The organism is Rathayibacter sp. SW19 (assembly GCF_030866825.1).
Lineage (GTDB): Bacteria > Actinomycetota > Actinomycetes > Actinomycetales > Microbacteriaceae > Rathayibacter_A > Rathayibacter_A soli.
Genome location: NZ_CP133020.1, coordinates 4,333,348 through 4,351,823, shown reverse-complemented (window position 1 = coordinate 4,351,823; position 18,476 = coordinate 4,333,348). Strand labels below are relative to the sequence as shown.

Sequence of the window (18,476 nt, the reverse complement as noted above, 5' to 3'; positions counted from 1 at the left end):
ATCGGAGGCGTCGTGACCGTGCTGCACGCAATCATCCGCAGAGTGGAGGGCGCCCAGGCGCTGGACCGGTACGCCAAACCGGTCGTCGACTTCGTCGGTCGTAGCGTGAAACCGCGATGGATCCGCAATCTGCTCAGCGGCACGTATCTCGGGCATCCGATGCATCCGCTGCTCACCGATCTGCCGATCGGAGCGTGGAGTATGGCGACACTTCTCGACACGATCGGCGGACCGGACACCGAGCGAGCCGCCGACATTCTCGTGGTGGCCGGCATCGTCGCCGCAGCGCCGACGGCCGCAGCAGGGCTGAACGACTGGTCGGACACCTACGGGCCGGAAACCCGGGTTGGCCTCATCCATGCAACAGCCGTCGGCACCGCGGTCGCCGTGTACGCCGTCTCGGTGATCGCCCGAGCAACCGGTAATCGACGGGCCGGAAAATTGCTGGGTCTGGCCGGGTTCGCCGCACTCACCGCCGGCGGGTTTCTCGGCGGCTACCTCAGCTTTGTGAGAGGAGTGAACGTCAATCGCACCGCGTGGCAAGAAGGCGCGGCAGAATGGACCGCGGTGCTGCCTGACTCCGAGTTGCCGGAAGATGAGTCGCGTCGCGTTGACGCGGATGGGGTTCCGGTCATGCTGTATCGGCATGCGAATCGGCTCACAGTGCTGGCAGCTACGTGCAGCCACATGGGAGGCCCTCTCGATGAGGGCGCGATCGAAGGCGGATGCGTCACCTGCCCGTGGCACGGCAGCGTGTTCCGTCTGGAAGACGGCGGCATCGTGCGCGGACCGGCCACGAGCCCGCAGCCGCGCTTTGACGCGCGCGTGCGAGACGGCCAGATAGAAGTGCGTGCCGCCTGACCGGCTAGTGTCCGACGACAGGCCCGAAGTGCTCGGCGAGCGTTGCGCGGTGGGTGGCGCGGAGTTCCTCGAGGCCGACGGTGAAGGCATCCTGAATCTCGAGCACCGGTTGGGTGCCGATCTCGACATCGGTGACGCCGATGCGCAGCACCGGGTAATCGCGGCCCTCGCAGAGGCCGCGGAACTTCACGTCGTCTTCACGCGGCACGGACACGATCACCCGGCCGGCCGACTCGGAGAACAGGGCGGTCGCGGCGTCCACGCCGTCGCGCTCCATGATCTCGCCGAGCCAGACGCGGGCGCCGACACCGAACCGTAGCACCGACTCCGCCAGGGCTTGCGCGAGTCCGCCATCTGCGAGGTCGTGTGCGGAGACGATCAACGCCTCCGTCGCGCCGGCGTGCAGCAGTCCGGCGAGACGCTTCTCTTCGGCCAAGTCGACGATCGGCGGATGCCCACCCAAGTGCCCATGAATCGTGCCGGCCCAGGCGGATCCGTCGAGCTCCTCACGGGTGACCCCGAGCAGGTAGATGTTGTCACCGGCGTCTTGCCACCCACTCGGGATGCGACGGTCGACGTGATCGATCACGCCGAGAACGCCGACAACCGGCGTCGGGAAGATCGGCGTGTCGCCCGTCTGGTTGTAGAACGACACGTTGCCGCCGGTGACGGGAATCTCCAGCTCCAAGCATCCGTCTGAGAGGCCCTCGACGGCCTGGCCGAACTGCCACATCACCTCGGGGTTCTCCGGGCTGCCGAAGTTGAGGCAGTCGGTGACGGCCACCGGCACGGCGCCGGTCACCGCGACGTTGCGATATGCCTCGGCAAGCGCAAGCCGAGCACCCTGTTTCGGGTCGAGCTGGCAGTAGCGGCCGTTGGCATCTGTCGCGATCGCGAATCCGAGACCGGATGCCTCGTCCACGCGGATCATGCCGCCGTCGTCCGGGAACGCCAGCGCCGTGTTGCCGCCCACGTAGTAGTCGTACTGGTTGGTCACCCAGCTCTTGTCTGCCAGGTTCGGGCTGCCGAGCAGTGCGAGGAACTGCTCGCGGAGCGCCTCGGTGTCGTTGTCTGACGGTCGCTCCAGGGCCGACGCCGAGTCGGCCTGCAGCGCATCGAGCCAGCTCGGATAGGCGACGGGACGGTCGTAAACAGGCCCGTCGACCGCAACCGTGCGCGGGTCGACGTTGACGATCTCGACGCCGCGCCAGTTGATGACGAGCCGCCCGGTGTCCGTCACCTCGCCGAGCACGCTGGTTTCGACATCCCACTTGGCCGTGATGGCAAGGAATGCGTCGAGCTTCTCCGGTGCGACCACGGCCATCATCCGCTCTTGCGACTCGGACATCAGGATCTCTTCGGCCGTCAGGGTCGGGTCGCGCAGCAGCACGGAGTCGAGTTCGACGAACATGCCGCCGTCGCCGTTGGCTGCGAGTTCGCTCGTCGCGCAGCTGATGCCGGCCGCCCCGAGGTCCTGGATGCCTTCGACGACCTTGTCGCGGAACAGCTCGAGGCAGCACTCGATCAGGACCTTCTCGGCGAACGGGTCGCCGACCTGAACGGCGGGGCGCTTGGTCGGGCCTGTTGCGGTGAAGGTGTCCGACGCCAGAATGGATGCCCCGCCGATGCCGTCGCCGCCGGTGCGCGCACCGAATAGCACGATCTTGTTGCCGATGCCGCTGGCGTTCGCGAGGTGCAAATCTTCGTGGCGCAGCACGCCGACACTGAGCGCGTTCACGAGCGGGTTGCCCTGATACACCGGGTCGAAATAGGTCTCGCCGCCGATGTTTGGCAGGCCGAGGCAATTGCCATAGAACGAGATGCCCGAGACGACGCCGTGCACGACGCGAGCGGTGTCGGGATCGTCGATCTTGCCGAACCGCAGCTGGTCCATGACGGCGACCGGGCGTGCGCCCATCGAGATGATGTCGCGCACAATGCCGCCGACACCGGTCGCGGCACCCTGGAACGGCTCGATGTACGACGGATGGTTGTGGCTCTCGACCTTGAACGTCACGGCCCAGCCCTCACCGACATCCACGACGCCGGCGTTCTCACCCATACCGACCATGAGGTTCTGCTTCATGGCCTCGGTGACCTTCTGCCCGAACTGGCGCAGATACATTTTGGAGCTCTTGTACGAGCAGTGTTCGCTCCACATCACCGAGTACATGGCGAGTTCGCCGCTGGTCGGCCGGCGGCCGAGGATCGTCTTGATCTGTGCGTATTCGTCCGGCTTCAGGCCGAGCGCGGCATAGGGCTGCTCTTTTTCCGGTGTGGCGAGAGCGTTTTCGACGGTGTCTGGAATCTGCTCATTCACGGATGATGCGGATGCCGTGGGCTGGGTCACGCGGCGGGACTCCTTGGCTACTGGGCGCCGGAGGAGGGAGGGCGCCGAACCAGTCAAGTCTACCGACGGCGGCGGAGGCTCAGCCTCGATCAATGCCGAAGGTGCGGCGCATCAGCGCCTGCAGGTTGCGGTCGAGCGAGTCGAATCGATCGTCGACGTTCGTTTCCAGTCGGCCGATTTCGCTGCGCAACACGTGGATGAACAATGTTGAGACGATCGTGACCATGCCGATGAGGCTTGCAGCGAACACGCATATGACGGTCCACACCTGCGGCTCATTCATGGTCGACACCCCTCCATTGTCTCCGCGTTACAACGAGATTGCCAGGGCGCGAATCGTGCAGCCATGTGGCCAGTCGGAATGTGCACAACTGACACCGATATCGGCTTGTGCAGACCGAGCCAAATTCAGGTTGGTTGGGGTTGGCCCTGCCATGGCAGCAGCACGTGCGCATCGCTCCCGTACTATCGTGCTATGCGCCCGAATCCTGCGATTTTGGATACCTTCAGTGTCGATGAACCGGCGTTTCGGCTTGTCGGCAGGCAAGGAACAGCGTGGCGTGCTGGACAGCTTGCGCTCGAGCCGCTGGACGCGCGGACTGCCGTCATCGATCTCAGCTTGTATTGGCGGCCGATCAACACCGCGGGCGCGTGCTTGTGACGGGTCGAATGCATCCCGCGGAAATCCAGATCGACGCCTGTCTGGTTCGGGCGCTGCTGGCCGGGCAGTTTCCGCAGTGGGCTGCGTTGCCATTGGCGCGGTTCGACTCATCCGGAACGGTCAATGCGATGTTCCGGCTCGGGGGCGAGCTCGCGGTCCGACTTCCGCTCATCGCGAGCGGTGCTGCGAGCATTGAGCGCGAGGCGGTGTGGTTGCCGAAGTTGAGTCGGCAATTGAGCGGCCAGATGACCGGGGGCAGATCGCTAGCACGCATCCCTCGCGTGCTCGGTGTCGGCTCGGCCGGTGCCGGCTACCCGTGTCCGTGGCTCGTGGTCGATTGGCTGCCGGGGGCGTCGCCCGGGTTAGGGAGTGAGCCCGGCACGGATGCGCTCGCCCGCGACCTGGGCGCGTTCGTGCGCGCATTGCGCCGGATCGACGCGACGGATGCTCCGCCAGGCTATCGAGGCGGCTCGCTTCACCCGTTGGATTCCGCAGTGCGCGACTGCCTCAGGCAGGTCGAGGACGTCGTCGACAGTGCGGGTTTGCTCCGTCTGTGGGAGGAGTCGTTGGCGGCACCCCAGTGGGCGGGAGCGCCAGTCTGGACGCACGGCGATCTCCTCGCGGCCAACATTCTCGTGGCGGATCAACGACTGAGCGCCGTGCTGGACTTTGGTGCGGCAGGCATCGGCGACCCCGCATGTGACGCGATGGCCGCGTGGAGCGTGCTGCCGGCATCCGCTCGGGATGTCTATCGGCGAGCGATCGCTGCTGACGACGCAATGTGGCTGCGCGGGCGCGGTTGGGCGTTGGCGCAGGCGGCGATCGCGCTGCCGTACTATCGCGAGACCAACCCGGGCATGACAGCCAGTTCCGTGCATATTTTGACCGAGCTGATGCGTGGGTAGGCGGCGCACGAGGCGGGTGGCGCGTTGCCGATGCCGTGAACTCGATCGGCTGGGCAAGCTGCTGGCTGCCCGGTCGCCGCAGTAGATAGTGCAGTTCTCCAGCGGTATCGTCAAGGCACACACAATCACAGAGGAAGACCGATGACCGATTTGCCAGAATCGCCGCGTCAACCGAATCCGATACGGTCGCAGCCGGAAGCTCAGCGGCCTGCCGCTCCGCAGGTCGATGCGGCACAGCCGCAGTACGCGCAGCCGGTGCAGCAGCCGTACCAATCGCAGCCGTACCAACAGCAGCCGTACCAACAGCAGCCGTACCAATCGCAGCCGCCGTACCAATCGCAGCCGCCGTACCAATCGCAACCGCAGCCGGTCGTGCCGCAAGCGTATTATGCGGCACCGCAATACGTTGTGCCAGTGGTCGCGTATGCCCCGCCGCAGCCGAAGGGACTGAGCGTCACGTCAATGGTGCTCGGGCTCGTTTCTATTGTCTTCGGCTTCACTCTCCTGGTGCCGATCGGTGCTGTCGTGTTCGGGGCGATCGGGCTGAAGAGGGAGCCGGCAGGGCGCGGTATGTCGATCGCCGGCATCGTGCTCGGCGGCTTGTGCTTGGTGTTCTGGGCGTTTCTGGTCGTCTTTTGGATCGTAGCGATCGCCGGCTTGTTCGGCATCGCAGCCACTGTGCCGTCGGTGTCCAACTAGCTATTGATGTGCCACGCTTGTCACGGCAAACTTTCGTCCCGGTGAGTCAGGCGAGCGTGTAGAACTCAAGTGCGATGTTGTCGGGGTCTCGGAAAGCCACCAGCGACCCGCTCGAACCCTGCTTCACCGGTGATCGCCCGACGCCGACAGCATCCAAGTGTTCTGCCCACTGATCGAGAGTTTCGCGGTCGGCGACCGCGAAGCTGAGGTGATCCAACCCCGCGCGACGCTCCGAGAACGGCCCGGGGATGGCCTTGTCACCATGACTGTCGAGCACGAGCTCGAAGCCGGACCGGGCCATCATCACTCGGGTGATCTCGCTGACCTGCACCTGTTTCACGATCTCGAACCCGAGCACGTCGCGGTACCACGCGGCAGAGGCGGGCGCGTCGCTCACAGTCAGCGTGACGTGGTGGATCCCTGAAATCTCCGGAACGGTCATATTTCTGATCGTACTCATCCGGCGTTCTGGCGGCACCGGAGATTTGCCACGTGCGGCCTACTTGCTCCAACCGCCGGGAGGGCCGATCAGCAGGAACGCGCTCATGATCACGATGATGCCGACGACGAACAGTGTGACCAGGATTCCGGGGTGGCGCAAGAACCAACGCAACACGGCGCGGACCCAGGTGTGGTCGCGCGGGTCATCGGTTGCCTCGCGATGCCACTCCCCGGCGAGATTGCCGTGCTTGTCGAGCCACAGGTCGAACGGGATCGTCGCGTACGGCACGATCGCGGTCAGCACGGCCCCGACGATCAGCTTCACGCTCCACCGCTGGTTGACGCCGACCAACACCGCAGTCAGCGCATAGGTGATGAACACGAAACCATGAATCGAACCGCCGATCAGCACCGGCAGCGTGCCGAGCCCGCCGACGTATTTGAGCAGCATGCCGGCGATCAGCAGTGTCCAGGTGATCGCTTCGGCGATCGCGACCACACGAAAGAATTTGTGCGGTGTGATGCCGGTAGATGCGGACTCGGAGGAGGCATGCCGGGTTGTGTTCGGCTCGGTCGCCTTCGCTGCTGCGGCAGCAGTTTCCGGCGTGGTCAGGGGAGTGCTCATGCGTCAATACTGCCCGAGGCGGCCGCGAAGCACATCGAACGAAAGTTTGAATCCGGGTGCCTGGCTGCGCATGCGACCCCTGACCCGTCACGTTTGGCTGGCTAAACCCGATAGTTCCAGCCAACCGTGACGGGTCACGGCCGCTACGCGCAGGCCGGCCTCAGGCGATGATCGTCCAGGGGTTCTCGATCAGGCGGGTGAGCGACTGCAGGAACTGCGCAGCAAGCGCCCCGTCGACGATGCGGTGGTCGGCGGAGAGCGTATACCGCATCTGGTAGCGCGGCAGAATCTCGTCGCCGACGACGGTGGGCTCTCGCTTGGTGCCACCGACCGCGAGGATGGCACCCTCCGGCGGGTTGATGATCGCCGTGAACTGCTCCACTCCGAACATGCCGAGGTTGGAGATGGTGAACGTTCCACCGGACATCTGCTCGAGCGTGAGCTTCTTGTCGTTCGCGAGCGCGACAAGCTGTTTGGTCTCGACGCCGAGCTGCGTGACGGTCTTGGTGTCGGCATCCGGAATCACGGGAACGACCAGGCCATTCTCCGACGCCACAGCGACACCGATATTGACCCGGTGGTGCACCTGCATCGTCTCGCTGGTGTCGTCGATGTACGACGCATTGACCAGCGGATGCTCACGCAGCGCCAGCGCGCTCGCCCGGATCAGCAGGTCGTTGACACTGACCTTCGGCCGACCGGATGCCGTCAGCTGCGTATTCAGGTCGGCGCGCAGCTGCATGAGTGCTTCCGCATTGGCCACGGCTGTCACATAAAAGTGCGGGATGGTGCGTGCGCTCTCGCCGAGACGGCGCGCGATCACGCGGCGCGTTTTGGTCATCGGAACGGATTCGGAGCCGCGCTTCTCGTCTGCGCTTGTGGGCGCGGGAGCCCCACCGGCAGGCGCGGCGCCAGCCGTCGGGCTGACGGCGCGGGCTGGTGCCGGTGCTGCCAAAGCAGCCGCGGCGGCCGTGGGCGCGACCGCCGATGGCGCCTGGGTAGCTTCAGCCCCGGGGGCCAGAAGCCCATCGAGGTCCGTGCGGATGATCCGACCGCCTGGGCCGGTGCCGCGAACGTTCGACAGGTCGAGGTTGTGGTCACGCGCGAGCTTGCGCACGTAAGGGGAGGCGAATTGGCGCTCGCCATCTCCTGCACCCTCTGTTGGTCGAGTAACGAGCGACGAAGGAGCCCGCGTATCGAGACCTGGTACGGGGGTCTCGATACGCTCGCTGGCGCTCGCTACTCGACCAGCGTCGGGGGTCTCGATACGCTCGCTGGCGCTCGCTACTCGACCAGCGTCGGGGGTCGTCGCAGGAGCAGCAGGCGCGCCAGCATCCGCACCATCGTCGATCAGCGCGATCGGGGTGCCGATCGACACGTTCTCGCCCTCGGCAACGAGGATCTTCGACATCGTGCCGGCCTCGTACGCCTCGTACTCCATGGTGGCCTTGTCCGTCTCGATCTCGACAAGAATGTCGCCGACCTCGACCTTGTCGCCCGGCTGCTTGTGCCAGGTGGCGATTGCGCCCTCCTCCATGGTGTCGGAGAGTCGTGGCATGGTGATTTCGATCATGGTTCTTCGCCCGTCTGTGATCTAGCGGCGGCTGCGGTGCCCGACCGCATCAAGGGTCTGGCGGATGGCGCCGATCACATCATCCGCGGACGGCAGCGCTGCCGTCTCCAGGGGCTTCGAATAGGGCATCGGCACCTCGGCCATGGCAACGCGCCGAACCGGCGCATCCAGGTAGTCGAACGCGCCGTCCGAAATCGTCGCGGCAACTTCGGCACCGATTCCGTAGGTGAGCCAATCGTCTTCGAGGATCACGGCCGAGTGCGTTTTCTTGACGGATTCGACGATGGTCTCGCGGTCGAGCGGGCGCAGGCTGCGCAGGTCGACGACTTCGATGTCCAGGCCGTCAGACTCGGCGAGTTGCTGGGCGACCTGCTCGGCGACGTGCGCCATCCGTGAATAGCCGATCAGCGTGAGGTCCTTGCCGGTGCGGGTGACGGCGGCCTTGCCGATTTGCGCCGGGATGTCCTCGTCCGGCACCTCGCCCTTGGTGTTGTACAAGGCCAGGTTCTCCAGGAACAGCACGGGGTCGTCATCACGGATCGAGGCGAGCATCAGCGCTTTCGCATCCGCCGGGGTGCTCGGGGCGACAACCTTCATGCCGGGAACGAACGCGTAGTACAGTTCGATGTTCTGTGAGTGCGTAGCGCCGAGCTGCTGCCCGCCACCACCGGGCGTGCGGATGACCATGGGCACCTTGGCCTGGCCGCCGAACATTCCGTAGATCTTGGCCGCGTGGTTCACGATCTGGTCGATTGCGATCAGCGAGAAGTTGATCGTCATGATCTCGACGACCGGGCGCAAGCCCAGCATCGCCGCGCCGATTGCGGCACCGGTGAAGCCTTCCTCGGCGATCGGAGTGTCGCGCACCCGCTTCTCGCCGAACTCGGCAAGGAGGCCGGCCGTGATCTTGTACGAGCCCTCGAAAATGCCGATCTCCTCGCCGATCAGGAAGACATCCTGATCGCGGAGCATTTCGGAGCGCAGGGTGTCGTGCAGAGCCTGGCGATAGGTCTTGATGCTCATCGGGCGGCTCCTTGCGCGGCAGTCTGGGCAGAAGCGGGTGTCGGTGCCGGGTCGAACAACGGCTGCCCCGGGAGCCTGCGCGAATCGTTGGGGACCGGGGTCGCGTACGTGTAGTCGAACAGGGTGGAGACATCCGGGAAGGGGCTCGCCTCGGCGAACGCCGCCGCCTCGACCACGATCGCGGTCTCTTCTGCGTCGATCTGCTTGACGGCTGCGTCCGTGAGCACGCCGCTTGCAACGAGCTTGGCGGCGAAGGTGTGCACGGGGTCGTGCTCCTTGAGCGCCTCGACCTCTTCGGCGGAGCGGTACTTCGCGGGGTCGACGACCGAGTGGCCCTTGAGGCGTTCGGTCATCACCTCGAGCAGGAACGGCTTGCCGCTGCGCGCGGTCGCGACCGCACGCAGCGCCGCTTCGTAAACGGCTTCGGGGTCAAGCCCGTTGACCCGCTCGGATGCCATGCGGTACGACGATGCTCGTTTGTACAGTTCCGGCTCACCTGAGGCAGCCTCGACCGTTGTACCCATGCCGAGTCCGTTGTTGATGATCACGTAGACCACCGGCAGGTTCCAGATCGCAGCCAAGTTGAGTGACTCGTGGAACGCGCCGATGTTGGTCGTGCCGTCGCCCATGGTGCATAGCACGACCTCATCGCCATCGCGGTAATCGATCGCCAGCGCTGCTCCGGTGGCCAGCGGCAGCTGGCCGCCGACGATGCCGTAGCCGCCGAGCAGTCGCTGGGTGATGTCGAACATGTGCATCGACCCGCCCCAGCCCTTGGAGACGCCATCGATACGGCCGAACAGTTCTGCCATCACACGCTTGGGGTCGATGCCCTTGCTGATCGCATAGCCGTGTTCGCGATAGTTGGTGAACAGATAGTCACTGGGCCGCAGTGCAGACATCAGCCCCACGACCGCGGCTTCTTCGCCGAGGTTGAGGTGGCAGTAGCCGCCGATCAGGGCCTGCGTGTATGCGCGCGCCGCGCGCTCTTCGAAGCGGCGGATCAGGACCATCTGGCGATAAAAGTCAATCAAGCGGCCGTGATCCTGAGCCGGTCGTGCTTGCGTCTTCGGGCGGGACGCTGCAGCACCTCGTGCCGTCGTCTTCCGCGTCCGCGTCTGTGCGGTCACCGGGACTCCCTTCGTCGACCTTCGTGGGGTCGGACGTCTCGTGCATGTCGTCATTAATGACACTAACGAGTATCATTATATAGCAGGGGCGGTAACCCTGCACTGTTGTCCAGTATGCCCAGGTTTGACTGCCCAGGTTGTTTGCCCAGTCTTGTCCGACGAGGAGGCTCGCAATGCCTACTTTTGCCGAGGTGAGTGCAGGGCGCAAGCGCGGCCGTCCGACTGCGGACGAACGCGTGCAGCGCAGGGCGCAGATTCTCGACGTCGCACTGCCGGTCTTCCTGGAGAGCGGATTCGGCAACACCACCGTCGATCAGCTCGCCGCCGCCGCGCACGTCACGAAGCGCACGATCTACAGCTACTTCGGCGACAAAGACGGCGTGTTCACGGAGATGGTGCGCAGCCTCGCGACCACGGTCAGCGACCACGCTCCAGACAACGAATCACTTGAGTCGCTGGCCGCTCGCATCGTCTATCGCTTGGACTCGGCCGAGCTGATCGGTCTGCACCGCTTGGTCATCGCAGAATCCACCAGGTTTCCGGAGCTCGCCGTGGCCCTGCACGACAACGGCGAGGTGCAGCACATCGCACGGTTGCGTGAACAGATCCGCCGTGAGTACGGAGCGGATCCCGCCGATCGCGCGTCTGACCTGTTCACGCTGCTCGTCGGAGAGGACCACCGAAAGCGCCTGCTCGGCCTGTTGCCCGCCGTGACGGCGGATGCCGCGCGCGCTCACGCGCATGCTGTACTCGCGTCGTTCGGACTCGCGCGACCCTAGCCCGCTGGCCTGCGCCGCTTGGCGCGCGGTGCGCCACTTCAACTGGCGCAACGCGCACCAAGTGGCGCACGGCGGCGGCGGCGGTGGTGGTGGCGGGTAGGCTACGCCGCGGCGAGAGCCGCGATCGCGCTCGTGAAGAAGGTGAGGCCGTCCACTCCGGAGCGCATCGCGGCATCCGTATCGGGCCCGAAGCCGGGCTCGGTGGCGTGCTCGGGGTGTGGCATCAGGCCGACGACGTTGCCCCGATCGTTGGCCACACCGGCGATGTCGTTCAACGATCCGTTCGGGTTGACACCGACGTAGCGGAACACGACCCGACCCTCACCTTCAAGCCGAGCCAGCTCGTCAGCGGATGCGACGAACCCGCCTTCGCCGTTCTTCAGCGGGATGACGATCTCATCGCCTGCGGTGAATCCATTGGTCCAGGCGGTGGACGTGTTCTCAACGCGCAGCTTCTGATCGCGGCGGATGAACCTGCCGTGGTCATTGCGGATCAACCCGCCCGGCAGCAGGTGCGCCTCGGTGAGCATCTGAAAGCCGTTGCAGATGCCGAGAACAGGCATTCCCTTGTTCGCCGCATCCACGACCTCGGTCATGATCGGCGACAGGCTCGCGATCGCCCCGCAACGCAGGTAGTCGCCATAACTGAAACCGCCCGGCAGCACGAGCGCGTCGACTCCCCGCAGGTCGTGCTCGCCGTGCCAGAGGGCGACCGGCTCTGCACCGGCAGCACCGACCGCGCGCAGCGCATCCCGGTCGTCGAGCGAACCGGGAAACGTGACGACGCCGATCTTCATCGCGCGTGCCCTTCGGCAAGCTCAGGGACCGAGGTCGGCTCAGGAACCGGGGTGGGCTCAGCGACCGGCACGACCGCGATCGACACCACATCTTCGATCACACCGTTGGAGAGCACGTCCTCGGCGATTTGACGAACGGATGCCAGCAGCGCGTCGTCAGCTTGCAGCTCCGTCGTCAGTTCGAACCGCTTGCCAACGCGCACGTCGAAGTGCCCCTTGCCTGTTCGCGCGAGCGCGCTCGCGACGGCCTTGCCCTGCGGATCGAGCAGCTCGGCCTTCGGCATGACTTCTACGACGATGGTGGGCACGTGAGGCTCCCTTATATGACGAGATGCGGTGGGATGGCTCGATTCTACCGGCGCGGCCGGCAATGCCCGTCGTACGTCTATAGCGCCTCGCTATAAGGTGACTGCATGGTGGAGGAGTTGGCCGCTGTCATCCTGCAACGGGCGCGGGCACGTGCGGGGATCAGTCAATCGCAATGGGCGCGGCGATCCCACGTGCCGCAGCCAAGTATCTCGGCATACGAGGCGGGTGTCCGCGCGCCGCGGCCCGATACGGTGAGCAAACTCGTGGACGCGCTGCGCAACTTTTTGGCCCGCGACTATGACGGCGCGGATTACGGCATCATGTGGGGCCTGATCGCGGACGACCTGCCAACGATCGCGCAGGAATTGCTCAACGACGTTCGACGGGATTAGGCCAGCCCGGACTGGCGAAGCAGCACGTCTCGCAGCGTGTCGCGCACGGCGGCCATGCCACGATAGGTCTCCTCGAAGCTTGTGCTCAGCGGTGACAGGCCGATGCGCAAGCCGCCCGGGTCACGGTAGTCGGGCAGCACATCCTGCTGCCAGAGCATCGCGTTGACCTTGCGCATCGCCGGATGATTGACGGTCACGTGCCCGCCGCGCCGCGCCGCCTCGCGCGGGCTGGCGAGCGTGGCACCGAGCGGCGCGAGCCATTCGTCGGCGAGTGTGATCGCGAACTCGGTCAGCGCAACTGACTTCGCCCGCACCGCATCGATCCCGCGGTCCCCGATCATCGCAAGCGTGTCCTGCATCGCCAGCATGCCGATCAGCGACGGCGTTCCGCTGATGAACCGGCGGATGCCCGTGGCCGGCAGATATTCCGGACCCATCGCGAACGCATCCTCGTTTCCGAGCCAGCCGTGGATGGGCTGAGTGAGGCTCTCCTGCAGTTCGGCGCGCACGAAGCCGAACGCGGGCGACCCGGGACCGCCGTTCAGGTACTTGTACGTGCAACCGACGGCGAGGTCGGCACCCCACGTGTCGAGTTCGACCGGAACGGAGCCGACGGAATGGCAGAGGTCCCAGAGAATCAGCGCACCCGCGTCGTGGGTGATCCGCGTGATCTCTGCCGCATCGGCGAGGAACCCTGAGCGGTATGCGACATGGCTGAGCACAACCAGCGCCGTCTGCGGGCCGACGGCAGCCGCGACCTGTTCCGCGGTGACGCCGGCCGCCGTGTCGGACTCGATCCAACGCAGGGTCATGCCCGTTTCGGCCGCGATTCCGGTCAGCACATAACGGTCGGTCGGGAAGTTGTCGGTGTCGAGCACGATCTCTATCCGCCCACCGGCATCGGTCCCTGAGCTTGCCGAAGGGCGCCCTTCGGCAAGCTCAGGGACCGGGGCGCGCTCACGGAGCGAAGCGTCGACTGCCGCCCGGGCGAGCTTGTACAAGAGCACCGTCGTCGAGTCGCCGACAAAGGTCTGCCCGGCTGAGGCCCCGAGCGCGACCCGGCCGAGCGAGTCTCCGATCGTGAGAGGAAGCTGCATCCACTCTTCATCCCAGCCGCGGATGAGCCGATCGCCCCAACCTGCCGTCAGGAATCGCTGGATGCGCTCGATGCTCGCGATCGTCGGCCGGCCGAGCGAGTTGCCGTCGAAGTACACCAGCGGTCCATCCGTGCCGTAGAACTGTTTGCGAAAGTGTGCGAGGCCGTCGCTGCGGTCCGCGCGACGCGCGAACGCGAGGTGCGGATCGAGGCCGATACCGGCATCCGCCGGTGTGGTGTTGGTCATGTGATTGTGTCCTCTGTTGTAGGCGATGCAGTTGTAAACGATGCAGGTGTAAACGATGCAGGGTTGTCGATGGTGCAGCCTCGTGCGGTCGCCAGCCAGTGGGCGGTTTCGCGAGCTGCACCGGGCGGCCGCCCGGGCACCCGGGCGAATCGCGGGCCGAACGCTGCCTCTTCGGCCGAGCCGGCGATCGAGCGCACGAGTGCATCGCCGTCGAGTCCGACCTCGGCCAGTGCCAGCAGTTCGCGTTGATTCACGCCGACCGGCAGCGGCCCGTTGCCGAGGTCGGTGCCGTAGAGCACTCGACCGCCCGCGCCTGCGAACCTGCGCAGGTTGTCGCTCGCGACCTCGAAAGCGGCGGTCTTGCGGCCCCAGCCGTGGATATCGAGTGTCGAGATCCACACCAGACCTGCGGATGCCATTCGGCCGACCACGCCGTCGGCAAGTCGCTCGCTGAATGGAGTGTGCGCGAGTGCCGTAACTCCTGCATCGAGCGCGCGCTCGGCCTGGCCAACGCCCTCGGCGTGGGCGACGACGGGAAGCTCGTGTTCTCTGGCGGCAGTGACGATCGCGGCGAGCAGGGCATCGCTCGGCACCGGCCCGGCGACCGAGTTCAGCGTGACCTTGATGACGGATGCGCCGAGCGCGGCCTGCGCGGAAACCGCGCCGGCGGCATCCGTCGGCGCGGCGAGCTCGATCGCGGCACCCGACGGTGCCCATGATGAGCGTGACGGGTAGCCGCCGGTGCACGTCAGGAAGCCGCCGGCTATGCGTACGGCTGGGAGAGCGGGGTCACGCGAGTTCAGCCATCCCCCAGCAGTGGGCGGTTCCCAGCCCAGGTCGGTGACATCCGTCAGCCCGCCCGGCAGCAGAGCCCTGGCTTCGATTAGACCAAGGTGCACGTGGTGGTCGGTCAGGTGCGCAAAAACGGTGCCGGGAATGTGGATATCGACCTCGGTGGTCGAGCGGTCAACCAGAGTCGGTGGTCGAGTGGCGGAGGGTATCGAGGCCACGGGACGACGCGACGAGATCTCTTGGTCTCCTAGGGAAGTGTCCGCATTTCCGCCTACCACCAAGGCGCTAAGCGACCCCCACGCTCGATACGCTCGCTGGCGCTCGCTACTCGACCAGCGGGGCTCGCTACTCGACCGCAGACGATCAACGGGTTCAATGACCGGCGTGAGGCGCCCTGCCCAGGCGCGGAAGAGCGTGGGGCCGTGCCATCCGTTCGAGAAGAATTCGTCGGCCGCGATGAGCAGCCCGTCGGTCACGACGGCGCGCCGATCTCGGTGCGCACGGCGAACAGCTCAGGAAAGAAGGTGAGCTCGAGCGCTTTCTGCAGGAAGGTGACCCCGCTCGATCCGCCCGTGCCGGTCTTCATTCCTATGGTGCGTTGCACGGTCTTCAGATGACGGAAGCGCCAGAGCTGGAAGTTGTCTTCGAGGTCGACGAACTCCTCGCAGGCCTCGTAGGCGGCCCAGTTCTCGCGCGAGTTCTCGTAGATCACCCGGAACGTGTCGACGAGTTCTGCGTTGCTCTGGTAGGCCTTGGTGACGTCGCGGTCGAGCACTTCGGCGGGGATCGCGTAGCCGGCACGGTGCAGGTAGCGCAGGAACTCGTCGTACAGGCTCGGCTGCTCGAGCAGGTCGGACAGCAGCGCGTGCGCCGGCGGATTGCTCTCGAACACCCGCAGCATGCGCGCATCCTTGTTGCCGAGCACGAACTCGACGGCACGGTACTGCCAGGACTGGAACCCGGATGAGTTGCCCAGGAATCCGCGGAACTCCGCATACTCAGCCGGCGTGAGCGTTGCAAGCACGGACCACTGGTCGGTCAGAGTCTTCTGAATGTGCTTGACTCGGGCGACCCGCTTGAGTGCGACCTTGAGATCGTCTGCCCGAAACAGATCGCGCGCGGATGCGAGCTCATGCAGCACAAGCTTCAGCCACAGCTCGGTGGTCTGATGCTGCACGATGAACAGCAGTTCGTCGTGGTGTTCGGGAACGCTCACCGGGTTCTGCGCGCTCAGCAGCGTCGTCAGATCCAGGTAGGAGCCATAGCTCATGCGCTCGCGAAAGTCGGTGACCAGGGTGTCGTCGAAATCGCGGATGTTATCGCCTCCGGCCACGAAAAGCCTCCTTGCGCTCGTGTCGTGCTCTCCACCGTAGTTGACCAGCCTCGGTGATCGAGTAGCGCAGCGTATCGAGATCCGTCTTGCGCGGGAATGTCGGTGGTGTACGTGAACGTTGCCGAGTGTATTCGTTTGACGCATGCGACTCCAGGAGGTATATTCCATGTGGAATAACCCGTGCCGAATAGATCGAGGGAGGTGCGCGTGGCGACCGCAATCACGCCGCTCGGAATCGCCTCACTCGCTCTTCTCGCTGAGCAGCCGATGCATCCGTATGAGATGTATCAGACGTTGATCAAGCGCTCCGAGGATCGCATCGTCAAGGTGCGACCCGGTTCCCTCTATCACACCGTGGATCGACTCGTCGCAGACGGACTCGTGCGCGCGATCGGAACCGAGCGCGAGGGCAATCGCCCGGAGCGAACGACATACGAGATCACCGAATCCGGGCAGCTGAGCCTGACCGAGCGAGTCGCTGAGATGCTGGCGACGCGCGTCAATCACTATCCGGAGTTTCCGCTGGCGATCGGGGAGGCGCACAATCTCCCACGTGACACGGTTGTGGACCTGCTCCAGAGGCGCTTGGCGCAATTGCGAGCCGATCTCGAGTTTGTCGCAACCGCGGTTCGCGCAGTCACGCACAAGGAGCTTCCGCGCAAATACTGGCTGGAAATCACCTATCAAAAGGCCATCCTCGAGGCGGAAATCGGTTGGATAGAGAGCTTCGTCGCCGAGCTCGAATCAGGCGACATCGACTGGTAGCCGCGCCACGCGGCATCCGTCGTCCACAGATCATCACAACTACAAGGATTTCCCCCAATGGATAAAGTCACTCGGCCCTGGCCGGCGCTCTGGGCGCTGTGCGTCGGATTCTTCATGATCTTGGTCGACTCGACTATCGTGTCGGTCGCGAACCCGAAGATTATGGAAGGCCTGAACACCGACATCAACACGGTAATCTGGGTCACCAGCGCCTACCTGCTGGCCTACGCCGTGCCGCTGTTGATCACGGGCCGGCTCGGTGACCGCTTCGGGCCGAAGAATCTCTACTTGATCGGGCTCGTGGTGTTCACGCTGTCATCCGCATGGTGCGGAATGATGGGACTGCCCGGCGGCACGGTCGAGATGCTGATCGTCGCTCGCGTGTTCCAGGGGCTCGGCGCCGCGCTGATGACGCCGCAGACCATGGCCGTGATCACCCGGATCTTCCCGCCGCAGAATCGCGGTCAGGCGATGGGCCTGTGGGGTGCCGTGGCCGGTGTGGCCACCCTGGTCGGACCGATCCTCGGCGGTGTGCTCGTCGACGGATTCGGCTGGGAGTGGATCTTCTTCATCAACGTGCCGGTCGGCATCGTCGCTTTCGTGATGGCATGGCGGCTCGTGCCGCGGTTGGCGAAACGGTCGCACAAGTTCGACATTCTCGGTGTTGCGCTCAGCGCAGTCGGCATGTTCCTGCTCGTGTTCGGCATCCAGGAGGGTCAGACCTACAACTGGGGCACCATCGCAGGCCCGATCACGGTCTGGTCGCTGATCATCGGCGGCATCGCCTTCATGGTGGCGTTCGTGGTCTGGCAGCACTACAACAGGGGTGAGCCGCTGCTGCCTTTGAAGCTATTCCGCGACCGCAATTTCTCGCTGGCGAACGCCGCGATTACGACGGTCGGCTTCACGATCACGAGCATGTCGCTGCCGCTGGTGTTCTTTTTTCAGATCGTGCTCGGCTTTTCTCCGACACAGTCAGCGCTGATGCTGGTTCCGATGGCGGTGATCTCAGGGGCGCTCGCCGCACCCGTCGGCAAGCTCGTGGACAAGATCAACCCGCGCTATCTCGCCCTGGCCGGGCTGCTGTTTCTCGCTGTTGCACTGTTCTGGTACTCGGCCTGGCTCGACACCGATGTCAACCTGTGGTGGCGCTTGTTGCTGCCGAGCGCCTTGATGGGGCTCGCCAATGCGTTCGTCTGGTCGCCGATTTCCACGACGGCCACCTACAACCTGCCACAGGCGGATGCCGGTGCCGGCTCGGGCGTTTACAACGCGACCCGTCAGGTGGGCGCCGTTCTCGGCAGCGCGTCGATCGCGACGTTGATCGTCGCGCGACTCGGCGCCAACGGGCTGAAAGCATCCGCTACGGGTGGGGAAATTGCCGGTGCGTTGCCCGACCAGTTGAAGGCGGGTTTCACCGCCGCAATGGCGCAATCGCTGCTGCTGCCCGCCGCGGTGGCCCTGGTGGGTGCTGTGATCGTGATCTTCTTCGCCAAGCCGCGCAAGAACGAAGCGTGGACGCACGCGCTCACCACGCAGGGCGTGCGCACTGCCGCCGCGGCGGCAGCCCATGGGTCGCATGCTGCACCGGTCGATGTGGATGCCGTGCCTGCCGCTGCCGCCAGCCACACGACGCACGGGTCGCACGCGGCCACCGTCCAGGTCGAGGCCGAGGTCGAGGTCGACGCCGAATAGGTT

20 protein-coding genes are annotated in these 18,476 nt (G+C 65.2%); 8 read left to right on the top strand and 12 right to left on the bottom strand.

All coding sequences use genetic code 11. From position 1 onward, the window contains the following. Positions 1-12 precede the first annotated feature (12 nt). The gene (locus tag QU604_RS20145; protein ID WP_308466380.1) at positions 13-861 is read left to right on the top strand and encodes a Rieske (2Fe-2S) protein; all 849 of its coding nucleotides are present in this window, start codon (positions 13-15) and stop codon (positions 859-861) included. 4 nt (positions 862-865) lie between these two features. On the opposite strand, the gene purL is transcribed toward QU604_RS20145, so the two are convergent. Together purL and QU604_RS20135 are read right to left on the bottom strand one after the other, a co-directional pair. Then, a complete protein-coding gene (gene purL / locus QU604_RS20140; RefSeq protein ID WP_308466379.1) occupies positions 866-3,211 on the bottom strand; it encodes a phosphoribosylformylglycinamidine synthase subunit PurL in 2,346 nt (781 codons plus the stop codon). Between the two features lie 79 nt (positions 3,212-3,290). Further along, a complete protein-coding gene (locus QU604_RS20135) occupies positions 3,291-3,494 on the bottom strand; it encodes a hypothetical protein (protein ID WP_308466378.1) in 204 nt (67 codons plus the stop codon). Between the two features lie 192 nt (positions 3,495-3,686). Here QU604_RS20135 and QU604_RS20130 point away from each other — a divergent pair, with 192 nt between their 5' ends. The 3 genes from QU604_RS20130 to QU604_RS20120 all read left to right on the top strand — a co-directional run bounded on the left by QU604_RS20130 (position 3,687) and on the right by QU604_RS20120 (position 5,476). After that, entirely contained in the window at positions 3,687-3,872 is a 186-nt protein-coding gene (locus QU604_RS20130; protein WP_308466377.1) for a hypothetical protein, read from the top strand. An 8-nt stretch (positions 3,873-3,880) separates the two neighbouring features. Further along, complete coding sequence (locus QU604_RS20125) at positions 3,881-4,777, top strand: aminoglycoside phosphotransferase family protein (RefSeq protein WP_308466376.1); 897 nt, start codon at positions 3,881-3,883, stop codon at positions 4,775-4,777. Between the two features lie 141 nt (positions 4,778-4,918). Continuing rightward, the gene (locus tag QU604_RS20120) at positions 4,919-5,476 is read left to right on the top strand and encodes a DUF4190 domain-containing protein (RefSeq protein WP_308466375.1); all 558 of its coding nucleotides are present in this window, start codon (positions 4,919-4,921) and stop codon (positions 5,474-5,476) included. Positions 5,477-5,522: 46 nt separating this feature from the next. Here QU604_RS20120 and QU604_RS20115 read toward each other — a convergent pair whose 3' ends face one another. The 5 genes from QU604_RS20115 to pdhA all read right to left on the bottom strand — a co-directional run bounded on the left by QU604_RS20115 (position 5,523) and on the right by pdhA (position 10,172). After that, positions 5,523-5,918 (bottom strand): VOC family protein, encoded by a 396-nt coding sequence (locus QU604_RS20115; protein WP_308466374.1) that lies wholly within the window; start codon positions 5,916-5,918, stop codon positions 5,523-5,525. Positions 5,919-5,975: 57 nt separating this feature from the next. Next, positions 5,976-6,542: a DUF3817 domain-containing protein gene (locus QU604_RS20110; protein WP_308466373.1), complete on the bottom strand. Its 567-nt coding sequence runs from the start codon at positions 6,540-6,542 to the stop codon at positions 5,976-5,978. Between the two features lie 160 nt (positions 6,543-6,702). Then, positions 6,703-8,115 carry a dihydrolipoamide acetyltransferase family protein gene (locus QU604_RS20105; RefSeq protein WP_308466372.1) on the bottom strand — a complete coding sequence of 471 codons (1,413 nt, stop codon included), beginning with the start codon at positions 8,113-8,115 and terminating at the stop codon, positions 6,703-6,705. 21 nt (positions 8,116-8,136) lie between these two features. Beyond that, entirely contained in the window at positions 8,137-9,138 is a 1,002-nt protein-coding gene (locus QU604_RS20100) for an alpha-ketoacid dehydrogenase subunit beta (protein WP_308466371.1), read from the bottom strand. Beyond that, positions 9,135-10,172: a pyruvate dehydrogenase (acetyl-transferring) E1 component subunit alpha gene (gene pdhA, locus QU604_RS20095; RefSeq protein WP_308466370.1), complete on the bottom strand. Its 1,038-nt coding sequence runs from the start codon at positions 10,170-10,172 to the stop codon at positions 9,135-9,137. Before pdhA ends, QU604_RS20100 begins: the two co-directional genes overlap by 4 nt. A gap of 269 nt (positions 10,173-10,441) precedes the next feature. Between pdhA and QU604_RS20090 the strand changes: the two genes are divergently transcribed. After that, positions 10,442-11,047 carry a TetR/AcrR family transcriptional regulator gene (locus QU604_RS20090; RefSeq protein WP_308466369.1) on the top strand — a complete coding sequence of 202 codons (606 nt, stop codon included), beginning with the start codon at positions 10,442-10,444 and terminating at the stop codon, positions 11,045-11,047. Between the two features lie 101 nt (positions 11,048-11,148). On the opposite strand, the gene purQ is transcribed toward QU604_RS20090, so the two are convergent. Further along, positions 11,149-11,844 (bottom strand): phosphoribosylformylglycinamidine synthase subunit PurQ, encoded by a 696-nt coding sequence (purQ, locus tag QU604_RS20085; RefSeq protein WP_308466368.1) that lies wholly within the window; start codon positions 11,842-11,844, stop codon positions 11,149-11,151. Next, complete coding sequence (locus QU604_RS20080) at positions 11,841-12,152, bottom strand: phosphoribosylformylglycinamidine synthase subunit PurS (protein WP_308466367.1); 312 nt, start codon at positions 12,150-12,152, stop codon at positions 11,841-11,843. Before QU604_RS20080 ends, purQ begins: the two co-directional genes overlap by 4 nt. A gap of 105 nt (positions 12,153-12,257) precedes the next feature. Here QU604_RS20080 and QU604_RS20075 point away from each other — a divergent pair, with 105 nt between their 5' ends. Then, entirely contained in the window at positions 12,258-12,545 is a 288-nt protein-coding gene (locus tag QU604_RS20075; RefSeq protein WP_308466366.1) for a helix-turn-helix domain-containing protein, read from the top strand. Here QU604_RS20075 and QU604_RS20070 read toward each other — a convergent pair. The 3 genes from QU604_RS20070 to kynA form a co-directional block, all read right to left on the bottom strand. Then, a complete protein-coding gene (locus QU604_RS20070; RefSeq protein WP_308466365.1) occupies positions 12,542-13,888 on the bottom strand; it encodes a kynureninase in 1,347 nt (448 codons plus the stop codon). The genes QU604_RS20075 and QU604_RS20070 overlap by 4 nt on opposite strands. Then, a complete protein-coding gene (locus QU604_RS20065; RefSeq protein ID WP_308466364.1) occupies positions 13,885-14,898 on the bottom strand; it encodes an amidohydrolase family protein in 1,014 nt (337 codons plus the stop codon). The genes QU604_RS20070 and QU604_RS20065 overlap by 4 nt, the downstream gene beginning before the upstream one ends. Before the next feature lie 254 nt (positions 14,899-15,152). Beyond that, positions 15,153-15,950, bottom strand: a complete 798-nt coding sequence (kynA, locus tag QU604_RS20060) for a tryptophan 2,3-dioxygenase (protein ID WP_409350044.1) — start codon at positions 15,948-15,950, stop codon at positions 15,153-15,155. Between the two features lie 270 nt (positions 15,951-16,220). On the opposite strand from kynA, the gene QU604_RS20055 reads away from it, so the two are divergent. Together QU604_RS20055 and QU604_RS20050 are read left to right on the top strand one after the other, a co-directional pair. After that, positions 16,221-16,778 carry a PadR family transcriptional regulator gene (locus QU604_RS20055; RefSeq protein ID WP_308466362.1) on the top strand — a complete coding sequence of 186 codons (558 nt, stop codon included), beginning with the start codon at positions 16,221-16,223 and terminating at the stop codon, positions 16,776-16,778. A 57-nt stretch (positions 16,779-16,835) separates the two neighbouring features. Then, on the top strand, positions 16,836-18,473 hold the full coding sequence (locus tag QU604_RS20050) for a DHA2 family efflux MFS transporter permease subunit (protein ID WP_308466361.1): 1,638 nt from the start codon (positions 16,836-16,838) through the stop codon (positions 18,471-18,473). Positions 18,474-18,476 lie beyond the last annotated feature (3 nt).